This window comes from Rathayibacter sp. AY2B7, from assembly GCF_002931635.1.
Taxonomy (GTDB): domain Bacteria; phylum Actinomycetota; class Actinomycetes; order Actinomycetales; family Microbacteriaceae; genus Rathayibacter.
This window is the reverse complement of record NZ_PSUC01000069.1, coordinates 1-19,108: the sequence shown is the minus strand read 5'-3', so window position 1 is coordinate 19,108 and position 19,108 is coordinate 1. Positions and strand designations below refer to the sequence as shown.

The window sequence follows — 19,108 nt, the reverse complement described above, 5'->3', positions numbered from 1 at the left end:
CGAGCGGCGCTCGATCGCCGTCGACTTCGTCGTGCACGGCGACGAAGGGGTGGCGGGTCCGTGGGCGCTCGCCGCGGCTCCTGGCGACCGGATCGCGCTCTCCGCGCCCGGCGGCGCCTGGTCGCCGAGCGCCGACCCCGGGGTCGTGCACCTGCTGCTCGGCGACGACTCCGCTCTGCCGGCGATCGCCTCGGCCCTCGAGGGGATGCCCGCGCACGCGCGCGGCCTCGTCCTGATCGAGGTGGACTCGGCCGCCGACGAGCTCGATCTTCCCGCTCCGGCCGGAGTGGAGGTGCGCTGGCTGCACCGCGGCGGTCTCGAGGCCGGCCGGGCGCTGGTCGCGGCCGTGCGGGCCGAGCCGAGGTCCGAGGGCGTGCTCGAGGTCTTCGCGCACGGCGAGCGCACGGCGATGAAGCAGCTGCGCGCCCTCCTGCAGGACGAGTGGGGCGTGGAGCGCCGGGCGCTCTCGCTCTCGGCCTACTGGGCTCTCGGCCGCGCCGAGGACCGCTTCCAGGCCGAGAAGCGCGAGCCGGTCGGCGCGATCTTCGCCGACTGACGCGGGAGCGCACTCCGTCCGCACACCTCCGGGAAGGGACCAGCCTCGGACCCACCTCTACTCCGGTCCCCACGACAGGACCGTCCGATGGCCGTCCGGCCCTGCGAGCCTCGCGCCCGCCGCCCCCGCCGTTCTGCGGGCTGCTCGACCGACACGATGAGGAGAGCCACCCTTCGCGGAGGTCGGCGAGGACGGAGGCGCCCGGGCCCGAGCGGACCGTCCGCGGCAGCCGCACACGGGAGTAGAGGACCGCGGCCAGGGCGAAGCCCGCGGCGTCGACCGCCAGCCCCCACCCGGGACCCACCAGTGCGACGAGCGCGGCACCCGCCCGAGGCGCCGACGATGCTCCCGGCGTTCAGGCCCAGGCGGAGCAGGGCGTTGGCCGGGCGGAGCTCGCCGACCGGCACCGTCTCGAGGACGAGGGCGGCCGCGGCGGGCAGGCTCATCGCCGCGACGGCGCCGTTGAGCACGCTGAGCACGACCAGGGCCGCGACGGTCGCCGTGCCCGTGATCACCGTCACGGCGACCACGGCCTGCGTGGCCGCCGCCGCGAGCGAGGTGCCGACGAGGATCACGGAGCGGGGGATCCGGTCGGCGAGGACGCCGCCGAGCAGCAGGACGGCGACGTTGGCGAGGGAGCGCGCGGCGACGACGAGTCCGAGGTCCGTCGGCGAGCCCGTCAGGTCCAGCACGGCGAAGGCCAGGGCGATCGGAGCGACGGCGTTGCCGAGGACGCCGGTCGTGCGGGCGGCGAGGAGCCAGCGGAAGGGGCTGTGCGCGAGAGGCCCGTGCGCCAGCGGCCCGCGCCCGTCGCGGGTCACGGCCGGCGGAGCGGGAACATCGCGGTCGTCATCGACACCGGCGCGGTCCCGGGCGTCCTCGGCGACCGGGCCGCCGCGTGCAGCAGCGCGGACGCCTCCCCGACGTGCCGCACCACCCGCCGCCAGACCTCGGGGTCGACCCAGAGCTCCGCGTCCGTCGAGAGCTGAGGACCCTCCGCCCGGCTCGACGAGCGCCGCCGGAGCTCCTCGATCAGGGCCTCGAGGTGCAGGTCCCGCTCCTCCTCCGGCCCGGCGTCCACGGACGCCGTCACGTCGAAGGGCCTTCCGGAGGCCTCGTGCCGGTACCTCTTCGCCTCGCCGCCCCGCAGGCGCACGGTCTCGACGACGGTCACGAGCCCGGCGCGCTCCAGCACGCGGAAGTGGTAGCTCGCCGTCGCCTGCGACAGCTGCAGCTCGCGGGCGGCCTCCGCGGCGCTCATCGCCGCTCCCGTCACCAGGGACAGCAGGCGGAGGCGGATCGGGTGCGCGGTGGCGCGCAGCTCGTCGAGAGAGGACATGCGGCCATGGTGTCCGGCGGCTCCCGCACCGTCAAAAAGGGCTTTGGGGGGTGGGGCGGCGCTCACCGGGCCGCTCCGGTTTACATCGGGTGGCGCTCGCCGGGCCGCTCTCACGAGCGATCCGGAGGCTCCACCGGTGCTTCCGGGCTGCTCGCTCACCCCGGCGATCCGGGAGCGGGGCCCGGAGTCGTCCTCCGGGCCCCGTCGCTCACACCTGGGCGGTGCCGCTGTCCTCGACCGGGCCGGACGCGTCCGACTCCTCGGTGATCTCGGTGTCGGTCTCGTCGGCGCGGTCGCGGAGCGCGTCGGCCATCGCGCCGGCGCCCTCGGCTCCGTGGTCGTGCTCGACCTGGTCGATCAGGCCGCCGAGCTTCTCGTCGTTGCTGGCGTCCTCGGCTCCGTCCATCACGGGGCTGTTCTGCTCGTTGTCGCTCATGGCGCTCCTCCTGGGTCGACCGGCCTCTGCGCCGGTGGTCCGACGCTACGCGCGCGGCCTGTGCGGTGCAGGTGATCGACGGGAATCGGCCAGTCCGCTATCGAGCGCTCGACGGGCGTTCGCGGTCATCCCCGAACCGAGCGGATATCGCTTTCCACCCTCCGGAGAAGTGAGCGGATATCGCCTGTCGAATGAGCCGCTATCGCTTTCCGGCGAGGTGAACAGTTCTCTCAGAGAAGTGCCCCTCGGAGACCCTCCCTGCTATGATCGGGCGACTTCTGCACCAGGGACCCGGGGGTCGTTCTCGGCGGACGATCGATCATCCACACGCCTGTTATCTCGATCATCACCAGTGAAGGCGCGTATGGCTTCGTATCTCTTCGTCTGCTCCGGCGGCGGGCATCTCAAGGAGATGTTCGCCCTCTCGGGGCTCCTCGGAGTCGACCCGGAGGAGCAGCACTGGGCGACCGTCGACAGCGCCCTCAGCCGCACCCTCCTCGCCGACCGGCGCGTGACCCACCTCGCCGATCCGCCGCCCCGCGCCGTGGTGCCGGTGCTCCGCAACGCGATGATCGGCCGCTCCCTGCTGGCCCGCGGCTCCTTCGACGCCGTCTTCAGCACCGGCGCCAGCCCCGCCCTCTCCTTCCTGCCGCTCGCGGCCTCGCGCGGCATCCCCGCGCACTACATCGAGAGCGCCGCCCGCGTGCTCGGCCCGTCGATGACCGGTCGGATCCTCGCCCGGGTCCCCGCCGTCTCGACCTACACGCAGTACCGCTCCTGGGCCGACGACCGCTGGAGCTTCGGCGGCTCGATCTTCGACACCTACCGCGTCGAGGACGTCGTCCCGCAGCCGATCCGCCGCGCCGTGGTCTCGGTCGGCACGCAGGACGGCTACCCGTTCCCCCGCTTCTTCGCCGCGCTCGCGCCGCTGCTCGAGGGCGTGGAGGTGCTCTGGCAGACCGGAGCGAACGACGTCTCCGGGCTCGGGATCGACGGCCGCCACTCCGTGCCGCACGACGAGCTCAACGCCGCGATGAAGGCGGCCGACGTCGTCATCGCCCACGGGGGAGTGGGCACCGCGCTCAGCGCCATCGAGCAGGGCCGGGTGCCGATCCTGGTCCCGCGCCGCGCCTCGTTCGGCGAGCACGTCGACGACCACCAGGTGCAGATCGCCACGCGCCTGGCCGACTCCGGCCTCGCGGTCACGGTCGACATCGAGGGCCTCTCCCGCGAGACGCTCGAACTCGCTGCGGCGAGGCGGGTCGTCTCCGCCGATTCCGCCGTGCCCTTCGTGGTGCACGAGACGGCCGAGAAGTCCTCGAGCCTCTCCCGCCGACTCTTCCCCTCCTCCCGCTGATCCCCGCCCGAGCGACCAGACGTGATGAGAACGACATCCACGCGTCATCCGCGGCCCGTACACTCTCGAATGGGTTGGGGGGCCGGACGTCACTTCATGTGCGTCGAATTCGGAATGGTCGGCCGACTCGACACTGATGGCGAAAGCTCCGAAGGATTCTCGATATGACTGACACCCCGCGCGGCCTCTCCCGCCGCCTCCTGCTCGCCGCCTCCGCCGTCGGAGCCGCAGCGACCGCCTCCGCGCTGGTGGCGACCCCGGCGCTCGCCGCGCCGAACTACAGCGTGATCCCGAAGCTCCCCGGCGAGGTCTCGCGACTCGACACCGCGATCTCGAGGAACGGCAGGAAGCCGTACGAGATCATCGACGTGAAGATCGGCAACGACTCCACCCGTCTCTTCGTCCCGCACTCGGCGAAGCCGAATTCAGGCTCCTCGGTGCCGGTCGCCTGGTTCTACCACGCCAGCGGCAGCAGCTACAAAGCCCTCGACAACGCGTACAGCTACTCGGCGGATCCGCTCGTCGACCTGGGCTTCGTCAGCATCAGCCCCGACTTCGGCGGCCCGAGCAACTACACCAACCCCACCGCGCTCGCCGTGCAGACGGCGGCCACGGCCTGGGTCCAGAGCCTCTGGAACGTCCGCGCGAGCTTCCTCCGTTCGAACTCCGGCGGCGGAGCGATGATGTGCTGGGCCTACGCGAAGAAGATGGTGCCGAACATCTACGGGGCCTACCACGCCAGCAGCGTCTTCGACGTCGAGGACCTCGCGGCGCGCGACGACACCGAGCCGAACCGCGTCCTCGCCGTGTACGGCGGAGACCGGGCGCTGATGCGCGCGACCAACCCGGCCCGGCTGCCGCAGGACGCGTGGAAGGGCATCCGCCTGCGCGTCAGCGCCGGCACGGCCGACCAGCTCGCTCCGGCCGAGCTCCACGGCGGACGCCTGCGCCGACTCGCGCTCCCCGTCGCCAAGGAGGCGACGATCGCGTACCACAGCAGCGACGGCTACCAGGGCGGCCACATCGTCCCGACCACCACCAACAAGGACTCGGTCGAGACCTTCCGCCGCTGGCTCCAGGAGGGCCCCGCCTGATCTGCGGCAGGACCGACGCGACCCCTCCTCCCCGGGGGTCGGCGCCAGGGTCGAGCAGTGGAGGAGGAGGGCACGGCATCGCAGGCGTCCCAGCCGCCGAGAGGCGGCTCGCGAGGGCATCGCGATCCTCATCGAGGCCGACGGGACCACTCCCGTGAGCGCCGCACCGCCCGCCCCCTCCTCCACCACTCCGCTCCGACGCCAGAAGGACTCCCTGACGTGATCGACATCCTCCCGCGACGACTCCTCGTCGGCGCGCTCTTCTCGGTCGCCCTGGTGATCGTCCTCGGGATGGGGTACATCTTCTCGACCCGGGAGCCGGCCACCGGCCTCCTGGTGATCGCCGCCGGAGTCGGCGGCATCGTCGGCGCCTACGTGCTGCTGCGGGTCCCCGCGCACTGGCTCCCGGCGATGGCGCTCGCGTTCTTCGCGCTCGTCCCGACGCCGCTCACCCCCTCGACCCTGACGTTCCGCATGACGCTCTGGGCGGTCATCCTCGTGATCTGGGCGATCCGGCGCGGGCTCGCCCCCGAGCTGTGGCGCGCCCCCGTCAAGGCGTGGACCCGCGAGCTCGTGCTCTCCCCGTGGCGGGCCGTGGTGATCCTCGCGTTCATCGCCCTCATGCTCTGGTCGGCCGTCGCGACGGTGCGCAGCTCCTTCGCGAGCGAGGGAGTCTCGTGGCTGTTCAGCTTCGCGATCTGCGTGGGCGTGCCGATGCTCGTCTTCGACGCCCAGCGCGAGGCCGTGCTGCTGCGCAAGACGTGGGTGATCCTCTCCGGACTGCTCGCCCTCTACGCCGCCCTCGAGCTGGTCACGCAGAGCTCCCCGATCCTCGGTGCCGTCTACGGCGCCCTCGGCTACGAGCAGGACCAGCACTGGTCGCTCTACCGCGCCGAGATCACCTTCGGCCACCCCCTGCTCGCCGGAACCTTCCTCACCGTGGGCGCCGGGCTCGCCTTCGGCTCCTGGCTCCAGGGCTCCCGCAAGTCGGACCTGCTGCTGGGCATCCTGGCCTCGGGCGGTGTCGTGGCGACCGTCTCGCGCGGACCGATGGCGGCCATCGCCGTCGCGGTCGTCGTCGCGCTCGTCGCCGTCGGCTTCCTCAACCCGGACCGCTCGCTGCTCCGGCCCGGCTCGATCCTGATCGCCGGCCTCATCGCGGGCGTCGGAGTCCTGAACTTCGAGCCCGTCACCGCCCGCAACAACAACCTCGACGCCTCCATCTCGGCCGGCGCCCGCGACCTCGCGGTGACCGTGTCGTTGAAGGCGGCCGAGCTCACGCACTGGCTCGGCTCCGGAGCGGCGACGTCCGGCATCAGCGGCAGGCGGTTCTCGGACGTGGTCATCGAGAACTCGTTCTTGCAATTGCTGATCAGCGTGGGCATCCCCGGCCTGCTGTTCTTCGTGATCATGGTGGCCGCGATGTTCGGCGCTACGCTCAGCCGTCGCGACGTCGGCCCCGCGGCCGGCCTGCTCGGCTTCATGGTCTGCCTCGCCGGCTACAACGCCATCGACGCGGTCCGCCCCAGCCACCTGCTCCTGGGCTTCCTCGTCATCATCTGCCTGAACCCGGTGCACGTCCCCGACTTCTCGAAGGGCATCCGGATGCGCCAGCCCCTCGGTGCGCGGATCTTCGACGCGCCGATGGCCGTCGGGATGCGGGGCGACCGGTGAGCCGCCGCTCCCGCCGGAACGACTCGTCGCCGGCCGCGCTCGTCGTCCAGCAGTCGCTCGCGCCGCCGGACTCGACGACGCAGTACGTCGACTCGATCGTCGACGGCCTGGCGCCCGGCGTCGAGCTGCTGTTCTTCTCCTGGCGCAGCGCCCTGCTCGCCGACTACGACGTGCTGCACGTGCACTGGCCCGAGCTGATGATCCGCGGCCGCAGCCCGCTGCACCGCTTCCTGCGCCGCCGCGCCCTCGACGTGCTGCTGGTGCGCCTGGCGCTCCAGCGCATCCCGCTCGTGCGCACGGTGCACAACCTGCACCCGCACGAGCTCGGTCCCGCCGCCGAGCGCCGCTCGCTGGCCCGGATCGACCGCGCGACCGACCTGTTCGTCCGCCTGAACCCCACGACCGTCACTCCCGGCCGGGCGCCCGCCGTCACCGTGCTGCACGGCCACTACCGCGACCAGTTCGCCCAGCACCCGCTGCCCGAGCCCGAGCACGGCCGCGTCCTCTACTTCGGCATCATCCGCCCGTACAAGGGCGTCGTCGAGCTGATGGACGTGTTCCGCGGCGTGGAGGACGACACCCTCTCCCTGCACGTGGTCGGCAGCCCCAGCACGGGACAGCGCGAGCTGGTCGAGGAGCGGGCCGCCCGCGACACCCGGGTGCGCACCACGCTCCGCCGGGTCGACGACGCCGAGATGGTCGACGAGATCGGCCGGGCCGAGCTGATCGTCCTGCCCTACCGCGAGATGCACAACTCCGGCTCGATCCTGGTCGCCCTCTCGCTCGGCCGGCCCATCCTGGTGCCGCGCACGCCCACCAACACGGCCCTGGCCGAGGAGGTCGGCAGCGACTGGGTGATCGAGTACGACGGCGATCTCACCCCCGAGCTGATCACCTCCGCCCTCGAGCGCACGCGCACCCGCCCGCCGGAGGGGCTCCCCGCCCTCTCCGGTCGCGACTGGGACGTGCTCGGACTCCAGCTCAAGAAGGCCTACGAGGGCGCGATCGCCACCAAGAAGGGGTCGACCCGATGACCGGGACCACGCAGAAGCCGTCCCCGAGCCTCGGCCGCTCGGCGAGCCGCGGCGCCGCCGTCACCATCGGCGGGCAGGCGATCCGCATCGCCGTCCAGCTGGGCAGCATCGTCGTCCTCGCGCGCCTGCTCGCGCCGGCCGACTACGGCCTGCTCGCGATGGTCACGGCGATCATCGGCATCGGCGAGATCTTCCGCGACTTCGGCCTCTCCTCCGCCGCCATCCAGGCGAAGGAGATCACGCCGGGCCAGAAGAGCAACCTGTTCTGGATGAACGCGGGCATCGGCCTCACCCTCACCCTGCTGGTCATCGCGGCCTCGTGGCCGATCGCCGCCCTCTACGGCGACGACCGGCTCCAGCTGCTGACCGTCGTGCTCTCCTCGACGTTCCTCCTCAACGGGATCTCGACGCAGTTCCGCGCCGACCTCGCCCGGCACCTCCGCTTCGTGAAGCTCACCCTGGTCGACATCGTCGGCCAGGTGCTGGGCCTCGTGGTCGGCGTGCTGATGGCGCTCGGCGGCGCCGGCTACTGGGCGCTGGCCGCGAGCCAGGTCGTGCAGCCGCTCATCGGCGTGCTGATGCTGGTCTTCATCACGGGCTGGCGTCCCGGCCGCTACCGCCGCGGCGAGGCGATGGGCCACTTCCTCCGCTACGGAGGCGGCGTCTTCGCGACCCAGGCGCTGACCTACGCGAGCAAGAACGTCGACTCCGTCATCATCGGCGCGCGCTTCGGCCCGGTCGACCTGGGGCTCTACAACCGCGCGTTCCAGCTGATGATGCTGCCGCTGCAGCAGCTGAACGCCCCGGCGCAGCGCGTCGCCCTGCCCGTGCTCTCCAAGCTGCAGGACGAGCGCGAGCGGTTCCGCACGTTCATCCTCTTCGGCCAGTCGGCGATGCTGACGGTGATGGGCCTCGTGCTCGCCGTCCTCGGCTCCCAGTCCGACTCGGTCATCCGGATCCTGCTGGGGGAGCGCTGGCTCGCCTCGGTCCCGATCTTCCAGATCCTGCTCGTGGCCGGGTTCTTCCAGGCCACGGCCTACTGCTCCTGGTGGGTGTTCCTCTCCAAGGGCCTCGTGCGCCAGAGCGTCTGGTACAGCCTGGCGACCCGCCCGCTGATGGTCGTCCTGATCCTGCTCGGCTCCAACTGGGGAGTGACGGGCGTCGCGGTCGCGTACGCCGGCTCGCTCGCCCTCACCTGGCCGATCGCGCTGATCTGGATCGGCCGCACCTCCGACGCCCCCGCCCGCGAGATGTTCACCAACGGCCTCCGCAGCGGCATCGCGTTCGGCTCGATCACGGTGGGCTCCTACTTCTCCACCGTCTGGATCGCCGCCGACCAGCCCGTCCTCCGCCTCCTCGTGGGCGGTGCCGCCGTCCTGGTCGGGGTCGGGCTCTGGATGCTGATCCTCCCCGCGTTCCGCCGCCAGATCCTCGGCCTCGCCGACCTGCGCCGCCACTTCCGCCGCAGCCGCCCGGCCGCCGCTCCCGCCCCGGCCACGGTCGACGCCACCAGCCCCACCGGTGACAGCGCGCTGGTCGACGGAGCCGTCACGGCCGGCACCCCCGACTCCGAGCGGCCTCCCGCCGCCGTTCCCCCCACCGAAAGAGATCGATGAAACTCAAGCTCGGCGTCGTCAAGTCCTGGAAGAAGGACTTCGTCACGACGACCCGCCTGCCCGCCCGCCGCGACGCGGCGGTGCTCCGCGCCGCCCTCGCGGACCTCCGACCCGAGCCCGAGTCGCACCTCGTGATCGCCGCTCCCGGCAGCGGCAACATCGGCGACCAGGCGATGCTGGAGGCGTTCCTCGAGAACACCACCGGTCCTGTCGTGGTCGTCCAGCGCTACGCCGGCGACGTCGTGATCCCCGAGGAGCAGGCCGACCGGGTCGAGGTCGTCGAGCTCCCGCACCTGGTCTACGGAGTGGGCGACGCGCACGCCGCCGACCTCCGCGCCTACGCCGCGCTGATCCGCCGCGCCCGCTCGGTCTCGGTCGTCGGCGCCGACATGATGGACGGCAAGTACAGCCTCCGCGGCTCGGTCCGCCGCTCCCTGCTCGCGCAGGCGGCCGCCGAGGCAGGGGTGCCCACGCGCATCCTCGGCTTCTCCTGGAACGCTGCGGCCCGCCTCGCCGCCCGCCGCTCCCTGATCGCCGCCTCCCGCGCCGGCGTCGTCCCGATGCTCCGCGATCCGCTCTCGGCGGAGCGCGCCCGGAGCATCGGCGTGCAGCGCGTCGAGGAGGTCACGGACATCGTCTTCTCGGCGCGCACCCGCGACCGCAGCTTCCGCGAGGGGCTGGGACTGCCCGAGGGCGTCCCCTTCGCGCTCGTGAACGCGAGCGCCCTCGTCGCCGGCATGGTCGACCAGGTGCCGGAGTACGAGCGCATCGTCGACCGCCTCCGCGCCGCCGGCGTGCACGTCGTGCTCCTCCCGCACGTCTCCCGCCCCATCGGCGACGACAAGGTGGCCGTCCGCGCGGTCGCCGAGCGCGTGGGATCCGAGGGCGTCACCGTCGTCGACCGCGTGCTCATGCCCGCCGAGATCCGCGGCCTCGCCGAGGACGCCCTGCTGACCGTCACCGGCCGCATGCACCTCGCGATCATGTCGCTCTCGCTCGGCGTCCCCGCGATCACCCTCGCCACCCAGGGCAAGGTCGAGGGCATCATGCGCCTCATCGGACTGCCGCAGCTGTGCGTCGAGCCGGTCCCCGGCTTCGCCCACCGCGTCCTCCCGGTGATCGACCGCATCCTCGCGGAGCCGGGCGACGGCGGCGTGCGCGCCACCATCGACGCGGCCATGCCCGAGGTGCGCCGCCTCTCGGCGCTCAACACCCGCGGCCTCGGCGCGGAGGTCGTGCGATGAGCGCGGCGCAGGAGAAGGGACCGCGCATGCGGATCATGTTCGTCGTCACGTCGCTGCACGGCGGCGGGGCCGAGTTCGTCGCCCGCACCTGGATGGGCTGGCTCCTCGAGCAGGGCCACCACGTCGACGTCGTCACCACCTCGGTGAAGGGCACCGACGAGTACCTCCCCGAGGGCGCGGTGCTGCACCGCATCGGCGAGGGCAAGGGCCACGTCGGCAAGGCGCGGATGCTCAAGGAGCTGTTCCGCCGCCGCACCCCCGACGTCGCGGTCGCCCTGCAGGGCTACCCGAACATCGTGCTCCTGGCCTCGGCCGAGATGACCGCGAAGGCGGACCGCCCGAAGACCATCGTGAGCGAGCGCAACCTCGTCTCGCTCGGCATCCCGGGCTTCTCGAGGACGCAGAAGGTGCAGCTCGGGCTCGCCAAGACGCTCTACCGACGCGCCGACCACGTCATCGCGATCTCGCACCCCGTCGCGGGCGAGCTCGTCGCCGGCTTCGGCGTCTCGGGCGAGCGCTGCACCGTCGTGCCGAACCCGGCGACCGCCAAGGTCGACCGCTCGCGCCAGGTCTCGCGGACCCCCGGCACCGCGGCGGGCCTGCAGATCGTGCTGCCCTGCCGCCTCGTCGTCCAGAAGCGCCCCGAGCTCGCGATCCTCGCGGCCGAGGAGCTGGAGCGCCGCGGCATCCCCGCGAAGGTCGTCTCCTTCGGCGGCGGCCCGCTGCTCGGCAGCATGAAGGCGGAGGCGACCGCGCGCGGCGTGGACTTCCAGGACATGGGCTGGGTCGAGGACTGGTTCCACCACTTCGACGAGAACGCCGTCGTGCTGCTCCCGTCGCTGCGCGAGGGCTTCGGCAACGTGCTGGTCGAGGCGGCCGCCGCCGGCGTCCCCTCGGTCGCCGTGTCCGGGGCGCTCGGAGTCGCGGACGCGATCGTCCCCGGCCTCACCGGCGAGCTCGCGCTCACCCCCTCCGCCTCAGACCTCGCCGACGCGCTGATCCGCGCGAGCGAGCTCGAGATCACCGGCATCGACCGCTGGCTCGACCGCTTCTCGCTGGAGTCGAGCGGCCGCGACCTCGAGACGGTGCTCCGCCGGGTCGTGGGGCAGAAGTGACCCTCGTCTCGGTGGTGGTCCCGGCGCACCAGGAGGAGGCGCACCTCGCCTCCGCCCTGGAGCGCCTGCTGCGGCAGACCCACGCCGAGCTCGAGATCCTCGTGGTCGACGACGCCTCGACCGACGGGACCGAGGCGATCGGCCGCGCGTTCGCCGAGGAGCACGAGCGGATCCGCTACCTGCGCCAGGACGAGAACCAGGGCGTCGCCGCCGCTCGCGAGCGCGCCGTCGGCGAGGCCGCCGGCGAATGGGTCTGGCTGGTCGACGCCGACGACGAGTGGCCGGAGACCGCGGTCGAGGCCATGCTCGCCGCGGGGGAGGCGGGCCGCGCCGACGTGGTGGTCGCCCAGGCGGTCACGGTCGACGCCACCGGATCCACGCCCGTCGGCTCCCTGCGCGGCCCGCTCGCGCTCTCGGGCCGGGGCGCCTTCACCGCGCTCCTGGTCGGGGAGCTGACCGGGCACCTCTGGAACAAGCTGTTCCGCCGCGAGCTGTTCGACGGCATCGACTTCACGCGGATCCGCCAGCACTCGGACCAGGCGCAGGTCGCGCAGCTGCTCGCCGCGGCCGACGAGGTCGTCGTCGTCCCCGACTCCGTCTACGAGTACCGCCTCCGCTCCGGCTCGATCATCCGCTCGGGCGCGAAGCGCGCCGACTCGCTCGCCGGGCTCGCCGCCGTGATCGAGCGGACGGCCCGCGGGCTCGACCCGCGCATCCTCGACTCGCAGGACTACTCCTACTACCGCGCGCGCTTCTCCCTGCTCTCCCGCTTCAAGGACGCCACCTCGGGCGCGCACAGCCCCGAGGAGGCCGACCGGCTCTGGCGGGCCGCGCACGACGAGGCGGGGCTCCGGCACCTGGTCGCGCTCGTGCGCCGGCGCGACCTCAAGCGCTCCGTCCTCTTCGGGCTCGCCGCCGCGGCGCCCGCGCTCTACCGTGCGGTGATGAGCGCCGGGAACGGACGCCGGTGACCGTCGCCTCCCCGGTGAGCGGAGAGGCCGGAGTGCACTTTCCGGCAATCGAGTCCTCGTCACTATTCCGCCGAATGTGCGGCGCGGACGATACACCCTTAGTCTTGATCCTCGGTCGCATTCTGCGACCGAGCCTGCGTCCTTCTCTGAGCCTTGTTCACCTCGGATGGAATTCACGAGCGGTACGACCGGGCACAAGGGGGAGAGAATGAAGCTGCTGAAGCCTGCGGGCGGGGCCCGACGCGAATGGGTGGATTTCGCCAAGGGTGCCGCCATCCTGATGGTCGTGTACTACCACACGTCGTTGTACCTCGGTGACATCGGGGTCGAGAACACTCTCGGCCGCATCAAGGTCGTGTTCGAGCTGTTCCCGATGCCCCTCTTCTTCCTGGTGTCCGGTCTCTTCGGCTCGCGCATCCGCACCTGGAGCTTCGGCGACCTCTGGCGCCGCAGGCTGTACCCGCTGCTCTGGCTCTACGTGGTCTGGTCCGTGATCCGCATGGCCTTCTACCTGGTCGTGCCGCTCGCGAACGGCGGACTCGGCGAGCTCCCCGCGACCGACCCGCTCAACCTGCTCCTGCTGTTCTTCTGGCCCAGCAGCAGCTACTGGTTCATCTACGGCCTCGTGCTCTTCACGCTCGGCGCGTGGCTCCTGCGCAAGGTCGACCACCGCGTGCAGGTCGCCCTCGCCGCGGTGATGGGGACGATGTTCACCACCGGTCTCCTCAACACGACCAACGTGGGCTGGAACCGCATCGGCGCCCTGTTCGTCTTCTTCCTGGTGGGCACGCTCTACTCGAAGAGGATCATCGACTTCGTCGAGCAGAGGGGGAGCCGCGCGTTCCTCTACGTCACTCCGGTCTTCGTCGTGCTGAGCGCGGTGCTCTTCCTCTTCCCGATCCGCTGGGTGCCGTTCCTCGCCCTCGCCGGCCAGATGGCCGCCGTCGCGATGGGCATCCTCGTTTCGCGGGCCCTCTCCCGAGTGCGATTCCTGAACTTCTTCACGATCTGCGGCGAGCGCAGCCTGCACATCTACCTGCTGCACCTCTACTTCATCGTGATCGCCATCACGATCCTGCGGGTGATCCTCCCCGAGGACCGCTCCGAGATCGGCGGCTTCGAGGTGCCGCTGCTGCTGGTCGTGATGGTGCTCGCGGTCGTCCTCTCGCTCTTCGTGACCCGCTACCTCTCGAAGGTCAAGTGGATCTACGTCCCCCCGGCCGCCCTCGGCGGCCCCGGCAAGCGGCGCAAGCCCGTCCCCGTCCCTGCGCGCGGCCCCGGAGTCGTCTCCGATCCCGTCGCGGTCCCGGCCGATGAGCCCGGCACCTCCCCCAGTTACGAGAAGAAGAGAGCGGAGTCCCACGAGTGAAGACGACACGAGCACGCAGAGCCGGAGTCCTGGCGGCCGTCGTGGCCGTCGCCCTCGGGCTGGCCGGCTGCTCCTCGCAGCCCGAGCCCGTCCGCACGCCCGACGGCTTCACGACGGAGAAGGCGATCGAGTACCGCTCGGTCGACGGCGTCTCGCTGAAGGCCGACGCCTGCCTCCCCACCGCGGGCGGCACCGACCGCCCCGCGCTGCTGATGCTGCACGGCGGAGGGTTCGTCGACGGCGCCCGCGACGAGGGCGGGATGACCGAGCTCTGCGAGTACTACGCCGAGCGCGGCTTCGTCTCGGTCTCCGTCGACTACCGCCTCCTCCAGGACAGCCGGTACCCCGGCCAGATCGAGGACGCGCAGGCCGCTGTGGAGTGGCTGCGCGAGCCCGCGCAGGTCACGCGCTTCGGCCTCGACCCCGCCCGCATCGGAGTGATGGGCAGCTCCGCCGGAGCGATCATCGGAGCGACCATGGGCACGCTCGGCGAGGGCTCCCTCACCGAGGGCTCGCGGGTCAAGACGGTCGTCGCCTTCTCGGCGGTCGCCGACATGACCGAGACCGGGATGTCGCTGGGCACGCCGGTGCCCGAGGCGAAGGAGCAGATCCTCGCCTACCTGGACTGCGACGAGATCGACTCGACGACCTGCCCGCAGAGCATCCCCGCGTCGCCGATCACCTCGGTCGACTCCACGGACGCCCCGCAGATCTGGCTGACCTCCGAGGACGAGCTCGTCCCGGTCGAGCAGGCCGACGCGATGCAGGTCGCCCTGCAGGACGCCGGAGTGGCGTCCGAGGTCGGCGTGGACGGCTCCGGCCACCACGGGCTCCAGAACAACACACCGAACAACAAGAAGGCGATCCTCGCCTTCCTGCAGGCACACCTCTGATCCACCGCTCCCGCGCGAAACCTCGCGGCCGGTTCCGCGCAACGCGGACGACACATCACGACGCTACAGTCAGACCCCCTGCACTCCGGTGCAGTCGACGAAAGGGACACCACACACCATGACCTTGAACGGACTGTTCGCCGGCATCGGCCGGAGGTGGGTCTACATCGTCGCCTTCGCTCTGCTCGGCGCCGTGGCGGCCCTGGTACTCAACGCCGTCCTCCTCCCGCAGTACAAGGCGGACGCACGCGTGTACGTCGCGGTCTCCTCGTCCGGAGTCCTCTCGACCGCGGACCGGGTCGCGGCCAACAGCGCCGCCTCCCAGGCCACGGTCACCTCCGTCGCCCTCGGCACCTCGGACACCGTCCTGCAGGGCGTCATCGACGGCCTCGGCATCGACGAGCCCATCGAGGACTTCGCCAAGCGCGTGACCGTCCTCGCCGAGCCGGAGTCCGTGGTCATCACGATCTCGGCCACCGACCCCTCGCCCGAGCAGGCCGCGGTCATCGCGAACGCGGTCGCCGCCCAGCTCGACGCGGCAGTGAAGGGGGCCGACCCGACGACCACCACGAACGGCGTCGCCGTCCCGCAGATCCAGCTCCAGGTGCTCAGCCAGGCGCTCCCGCCGGAGCTGCCGGTCACCGGTGGCATCCTCGTCCTGCTCGCGCTCGGCATCCTCGGCGGCGCCGTGGTCGGCGTGGGAGTGGCGATCGTGTTGACCGCCCTCGACCGCCGCCTCCGCAGCGGCGACGACGTCCGCTCCGCGATCGACCGGCCGCTGCTGGGCATCGTCCCGGTCAAGGCCACCAAGCTCGACGAGATGCTGAACTCGACCGAGATCCCGGCCCGCTACTCGGCCGTCGCGTTCGAGCTCTCCGCCATCGCGCGCACCCGCTCGTACTCCTCCTTCGCGATCGCCCCGGCATCCGAGAAGACCCCGCACACCGCCAGCGCGGTGCTGCTCGCCAAGGCGCTGGCCGTGCTCGGCTCGTCCGTCGTGATCGTGGACGGCACCGCCGAGGGCTCGGCTCTCGCTTCCGCCTCGGGCGGACGCCCGGGCCTGCGCGAGGTGCTCGCCGGAGCCGCCTCGCTCGACGACGCGATCATCAAGCGCTCGACCGACCGCGTCGACCTCCTCCCCGCGGGCGGCGCCCAGGCCGGCACGCCGATGCCGACCGACGCCCTCCGCGCGCTGGTCGAGGAGCTCGAGAAGGTCTACGACATCGTCCTGATCGTCACCGGCACCCTCGGCGCGACCGAGCAGTCGCCGACCTTCCGCGGCGTGGCCGACGGCGCCGTCCTCGTCCTGATCGAGGGCAAGGTCGACTCGCCCCAGGCCGCCGCCGACGTGCACTGGATCGAGACCGCCGGCACCCCCGTGGTCGGCGCGGTCGTCCTGGCCCGCCACAAGCTGCAGAAGGCCCCCGCGATCGTCTGATCGCGTCCTCGCACGCTGCGGAGAGCGCACCCCGGCCCCGGCCGCGGTGCGCTCTTCTGCGTCCGGAGACTGCGCGGTGCTCGGCGGGGGCCGGCTGCCCTCTCTCCGGACCCAGCCGGCCCCTCCGACGCCTGGCCGGCACTCCAGCCCCTCCACCCCTCCGCGAGCCCGCTCACTCCGCGAGCCCGCAGAAGTCGCGGTACTCGCGCGCGACTCCGCCCACCTCCGCGGACTCGGCAGGAGGCGGCGTCGCCGTCCGGGCCCGCGGGCTCTTCGGGGCCTGGCCCGCCCGTCTGTCCCTCCTCAGCGTCTCCAGCGCCCGCCGTGGCCTGATCACGTGCCTCACCGGCTCCCGGGAGCCCGCTCACCCCGCGAGCCCCCACAAGCCGCAGTACTCGCGCGCGACTCCGCCCACTTCTGCGTGCTGGAGAGGCGCGGGCGCGTCAGCCGGCCTCCGATCCCGTCCCCGTCCCCGTCCGCTCGGCTCCTCCCGCGGCCCACGGGCGCCGCGCGCCCGCCCGCGCCCTCGCGAGTCCGCGGTAGTCGCGGTCGTCGCGCGCGACTCCGCCGACTCGCGCGTGGTCGGCGGGAGGCGGGCACACGCAGAACCGCCGCCGTCGAGGGGACGACGGCGGCGGTTCTGTGCGCGGGCAGCGGATCAGGTCACGGCGTGCAGGCCACGTTCCCGATCAGGTCCTTCCCGGAGTTGGAGCAGCTCAGCGTGTTGCCGCTGGTGGACCAGTTGGACGGCTGGTGGAGGTAGACCACCGCGTTGCTGGTCTTCAGCGCGAGGTTCCCGCTGATCGTGTTGTCGTTGCCCGAGCCGTCGGCGCGGGTGATCACCTGGTAGCCGTAGGTGGTGGTGCCTGCGGCGGAGTTGCCCGCGGCCAGCCAGCCGTTGCCCGAGACGAGGATCAGCGAGACCACGTCCGAGGCGAGCCGCGATCCGCCGACGACCGTGTTCCCGATGATGTCGCCGTCGAGGGTGCCCTCCTTGGCCTCGATCGGCTCGGCGCCGGTGTCGCTGATCGTGTTGTCCACGACGGCGATGCGGGCCGTGCGGTCCGGGTCGCAGTCGTTGTACTCGCACCAGTTGCGGTCGGAGGTGCCGACGTAGACGCCCTCGCCGTACTTGGCGGAGACGATGCCGGTGCGGCGGATGGTGCTGCCGACGATCAGGGAGTCGGTGGTCTGGTTGCGGAAGTGGACCGCCTCGTAGCCGATCTCGCTCACCGTCAGGCCGGCCATCTGGACGCCCTTGCTGGCGAGCACCTGGATGCCCTGGAAGGAGCTGCGGACCGAGAAGCCCACGAGGTGCACGTCGCTCACCGTGTTCAGGATGAGCGCGGTGCCGCTCGAGGTGGATCCGGAGGTGAGGACCGCGTTGGGCGAGCCGCAGATCCAGATCGACCCGGGCTGGGCGGCGGTGCCGCGGAGGGCGAACTTGCCGGTGTAGACGCCGTCGGCCAGGCGGATGACGTCGCCGGAGGAGGGGTTGGTCAGGGCCGTGACGAGCTGGGCCGAGGTCGACACCGTCTTGGTGGCGGCGGGGCAGTCGAAGGCCGCGAGCAGCGAGGCGCGGGAGGCGAGGATGTCGGCCGAGGTGGTGGCCGACTCCTTCAGCCGCGAGTCGCGGCCGGCGTCGTCGGTCGCCGTGACGGTGTACGTGTAGGCGCGTCCCGCCTCGGCGGTCTCGTCGCGGTACTGGCGCACCGGGTCGGCGACGGTGCCGACGACCGTGTCGCCGGAGCCGTCTTCGTTCGAGCGGTGCACGTCGTACGAGACGACCCGCGAGCTGAAGGGCGCGTCCCAGGCGACGGTGTAGCCGTCAGTCAGGGGGGAGAGCTCCACGGCGTCGGTCGCGAGGCCGTCCTCGGCGAGGACGAACGCGTCGATGATCAGGTTCTTGTCGGTCGACTTGGAGTTCTTCGTCCCCGTGTAGGAGATGGTCACGGTGTGCGTGCCCTCGGAGAGGTCGGTCGTCTCGTAGACCGGCACCTGGTACTGCGCACTCGAGCTGTAGCGGTCGACCTTGGTGACGGGTCCGCCGTCGACCGAGACCGCGGCGATGCCGGAGGAGGAGGTCTTCCGGCTGATCCAGCGCCACGACGTGCCGACGAAGGTGAACGACACCGATCCGGCGGAGGTCAGGTACTTCATCCCGCCTCCGCTGTCGCCGCCGGCCATCGATCTCCACGAGCCGGTGTACTGCAGCGCGGGGTCGGTCTCCTGCACGAGGAGGCTGGTCGCTCCGGAGGGGTCGAGCACGGGGCCGTCGTCCTCGCCGCCGCCGGTCTCGTCGGTCGGCTCCTCGGTGGCGGGAGTCGCGCGGGTGATGTCGAATGCGTCGATGACGAGGTTCTTGTCGCTCGCGGAGCTGTTGGCCTTGCCGCTCCAGGCGATCTTGACCGTGTGGACGGTGTCGGCGAGGTCCTTCTTCGTGAACACCGGGACCTGGTACGCCGTGGTCTTCGTGTACCGGTCGACCGAGGTGCTCGCGCCGTCGACCGTGACGGTGGCGATGCCGGCGGAGGCGGTGGTGCGGCTGACCCAGCTGAAGCCGGTGCCGCGGAAGCTGAACGAGACGGAGCCGGTGCTGTTGAGGAACTTGATCCCGCCGCCGCTGTCGCCGCCCGTCATCGTGCGCCACGAGCCGCTGTAGGTCAGCGAGGAGTTCGTCTCCTGGATCCGCGTGCTCTGCCCGGCGCCCGGGTCGAGAGTGGCCGCGGAGGCGGCGGGCGCCGTGAGGGGGGCGACAAGGATGCCGAGAGCGGCGATCAGAGCGGTGGTGAGGGAGAGGCGTGCGCGTCGTCGGCGAGGGCGGGTCGGGTCTGGCTTCGTCTGAGGATTCACGATCGGCTCCGGGTCTTCGAGGGGGCGTGACGTAGAGCGGGATCCCGGCGCCGAAGAGGGCGAGGATCACGAGGGGGACGAGCAGGAGCCGTCCGATCACGGTGCGAGCGCGGACCCGG

The 19,108-nt window shown here is 72.0% G+C and carries 16 protein-coding genes; 12 read left to right on the top strand and 4 right to left on the bottom strand.

The genetic code is table 11. The annotated features are described in order from the left end of the window. A partial coding sequence (locus C5C27_RS11690; RefSeq protein ID WP_146079672.1) for a siderophore-interacting protein occupies positions 1–556 on the top strand: 556 nt, incomplete at its 5' end. Here C5C27_RS11690 and C5C27_RS11685 read toward each other — a convergent pair. The 3 genes from C5C27_RS11685 to C5C27_RS11675 form a co-directional block, all read right to left on the bottom strand. Next, complete coding sequence (locus tag C5C27_RS11685; protein ID WP_258066684.1) at positions 478–1,377, bottom strand: MFS transporter; 900 nt, start codon at positions 1,375–1,377, stop codon at positions 478–480. The two genes, C5C27_RS11690 and C5C27_RS11685, sit on opposite strands and share 79 nt — an antisense overlap. Beyond that, on the bottom strand, positions 1,374–1,895 hold the full coding sequence (locus tag C5C27_RS11680; RefSeq protein WP_104314448.1) for a helix-turn-helix domain-containing protein: 522 nt from the start codon (positions 1,893–1,895) through the stop codon (positions 1,374–1,376). The genes C5C27_RS11685 and C5C27_RS11680 overlap by 4 nt, the downstream gene beginning before the upstream one ends. Before the next feature lie 208 nt (positions 1,896–2,103). Further along, entirely contained in the window at positions 2,104–2,331 is a 228-nt protein-coding gene (locus tag C5C27_RS11675) for a hypothetical protein (protein WP_104222474.1), read from the bottom strand. A gap of 364 nt (positions 2,332–2,695) precedes the next feature. On the opposite strand from C5C27_RS11675, the gene C5C27_RS11670 reads away from it, so the two are divergent. From C5C27_RS11670 to C5C27_RS11620, 11 genes are all read left to right on the top strand, one after another. Then, positions 2,696–3,688 carry a glycosyltransferase gene (locus tag C5C27_RS11670; RefSeq protein WP_104324895.1) on the top strand — a complete coding sequence of 331 codons (993 nt, stop codon included), beginning with the start codon at positions 2,696–2,698 and terminating at the stop codon, positions 3,686–3,688. A 164-nt stretch (positions 3,689–3,852) separates the two neighbouring features. Next, the gene (locus C5C27_RS11665; RefSeq protein ID WP_104314446.1) at positions 3,853–4,782 is read left to right on the top strand and encodes a S9 family peptidase; all 930 of its coding nucleotides are present in this window, start codon (positions 3,853–3,855) and stop codon (positions 4,780–4,782) included. Positions 4,783–5,001: 219 nt separating this feature from the next. Continuing rightward, complete coding sequence (locus C5C27_RS11660; RefSeq protein WP_104314445.1) at positions 5,002–6,456, top strand: O-antigen ligase; 1,455 nt, start codon at positions 5,002–5,004, stop codon at positions 6,454–6,456. Next, positions 6,453–7,490, top strand: a complete 1,038-nt coding sequence (locus C5C27_RS11655) for a glycosyltransferase (protein ID WP_104314444.1) — start codon at positions 6,453–6,455, stop codon at positions 7,488–7,490. Before C5C27_RS11660 ends, C5C27_RS11655 begins: the two co-directional genes overlap by 4 nt. After that, the gene (locus C5C27_RS11650; protein WP_104255867.1) at positions 7,487–9,106 is read left to right on the top strand and encodes a lipopolysaccharide biosynthesis protein; all 1,620 of its coding nucleotides are present in this window, start codon (positions 7,487–7,489) and stop codon (positions 9,104–9,106) included. The genes C5C27_RS11655 and C5C27_RS11650 overlap by 4 nt, the downstream gene beginning before the upstream one ends. Continuing rightward, positions 9,103–10,350 (top strand): polysaccharide pyruvyl transferase family protein, encoded by a 1,248-nt coding sequence (locus C5C27_RS11645; RefSeq protein WP_104314443.1) that lies wholly within the window; start codon positions 9,103–9,105, stop codon positions 10,348–10,350. The genes C5C27_RS11650 and C5C27_RS11645 overlap by 4 nt, the downstream gene beginning before the upstream one ends. Then, complete coding sequence (locus C5C27_RS11640; RefSeq protein ID WP_104222481.1) at positions 10,347–11,465, top strand: glycosyltransferase; 1,119 nt, start codon at positions 10,347–10,349, stop codon at positions 11,463–11,465. Before C5C27_RS11645 ends, C5C27_RS11640 begins: the two co-directional genes overlap by 4 nt. Then, positions 11,462–12,436: a glycosyltransferase family 2 protein gene (locus C5C27_RS11635; RefSeq protein ID WP_104314442.1), complete on the top strand. Its 975-nt coding sequence runs from the start codon at positions 11,462–11,464 to the stop codon at positions 12,434–12,436. The genes C5C27_RS11640 and C5C27_RS11635 overlap by 4 nt, the downstream gene beginning before the upstream one ends. 208 nt (positions 12,437–12,644) lie before the next feature. Beyond that, positions 12,645–13,805, top strand: coding sequence for an acyltransferase family protein (locus tag C5C27_RS11630; protein WP_181133518.1), 1,161 nt, complete (start codon positions 12,645–12,647; stop codon positions 13,803–13,805). Continuing rightward, positions 13,802–14,698, top strand: a complete 897-nt coding sequence (locus C5C27_RS11625; RefSeq protein WP_104314440.1) for an alpha/beta hydrolase — start codon at positions 13,802–13,804, stop codon at positions 14,696–14,698. Before C5C27_RS11630 ends, C5C27_RS11625 begins: the two co-directional genes overlap by 4 nt. A gap of 118 nt (positions 14,699–14,816) precedes the next feature. Beyond that, positions 14,817–16,136: a Wzz/FepE/Etk N-terminal domain-containing protein gene (locus C5C27_RS11620; protein WP_104237963.1), complete on the top strand. Its 1,320-nt coding sequence runs from the start codon at positions 14,817–14,819 to the stop codon at positions 16,134–16,136. Between the two features lie 663 nt (positions 16,137–16,799). Here the strand turns inward: C5C27_RS11620 and C5C27_RS11615 are convergent. Continuing rightward, positions 16,800–18,989, bottom strand: a complete 2,190-nt coding sequence (locus C5C27_RS11615; protein WP_104314439.1) for a hypothetical protein — start codon at positions 18,987–18,989, stop codon at positions 16,800–16,802. Between the last annotated feature and the right edge of the window lie 119 nt (positions 18,990–19,108).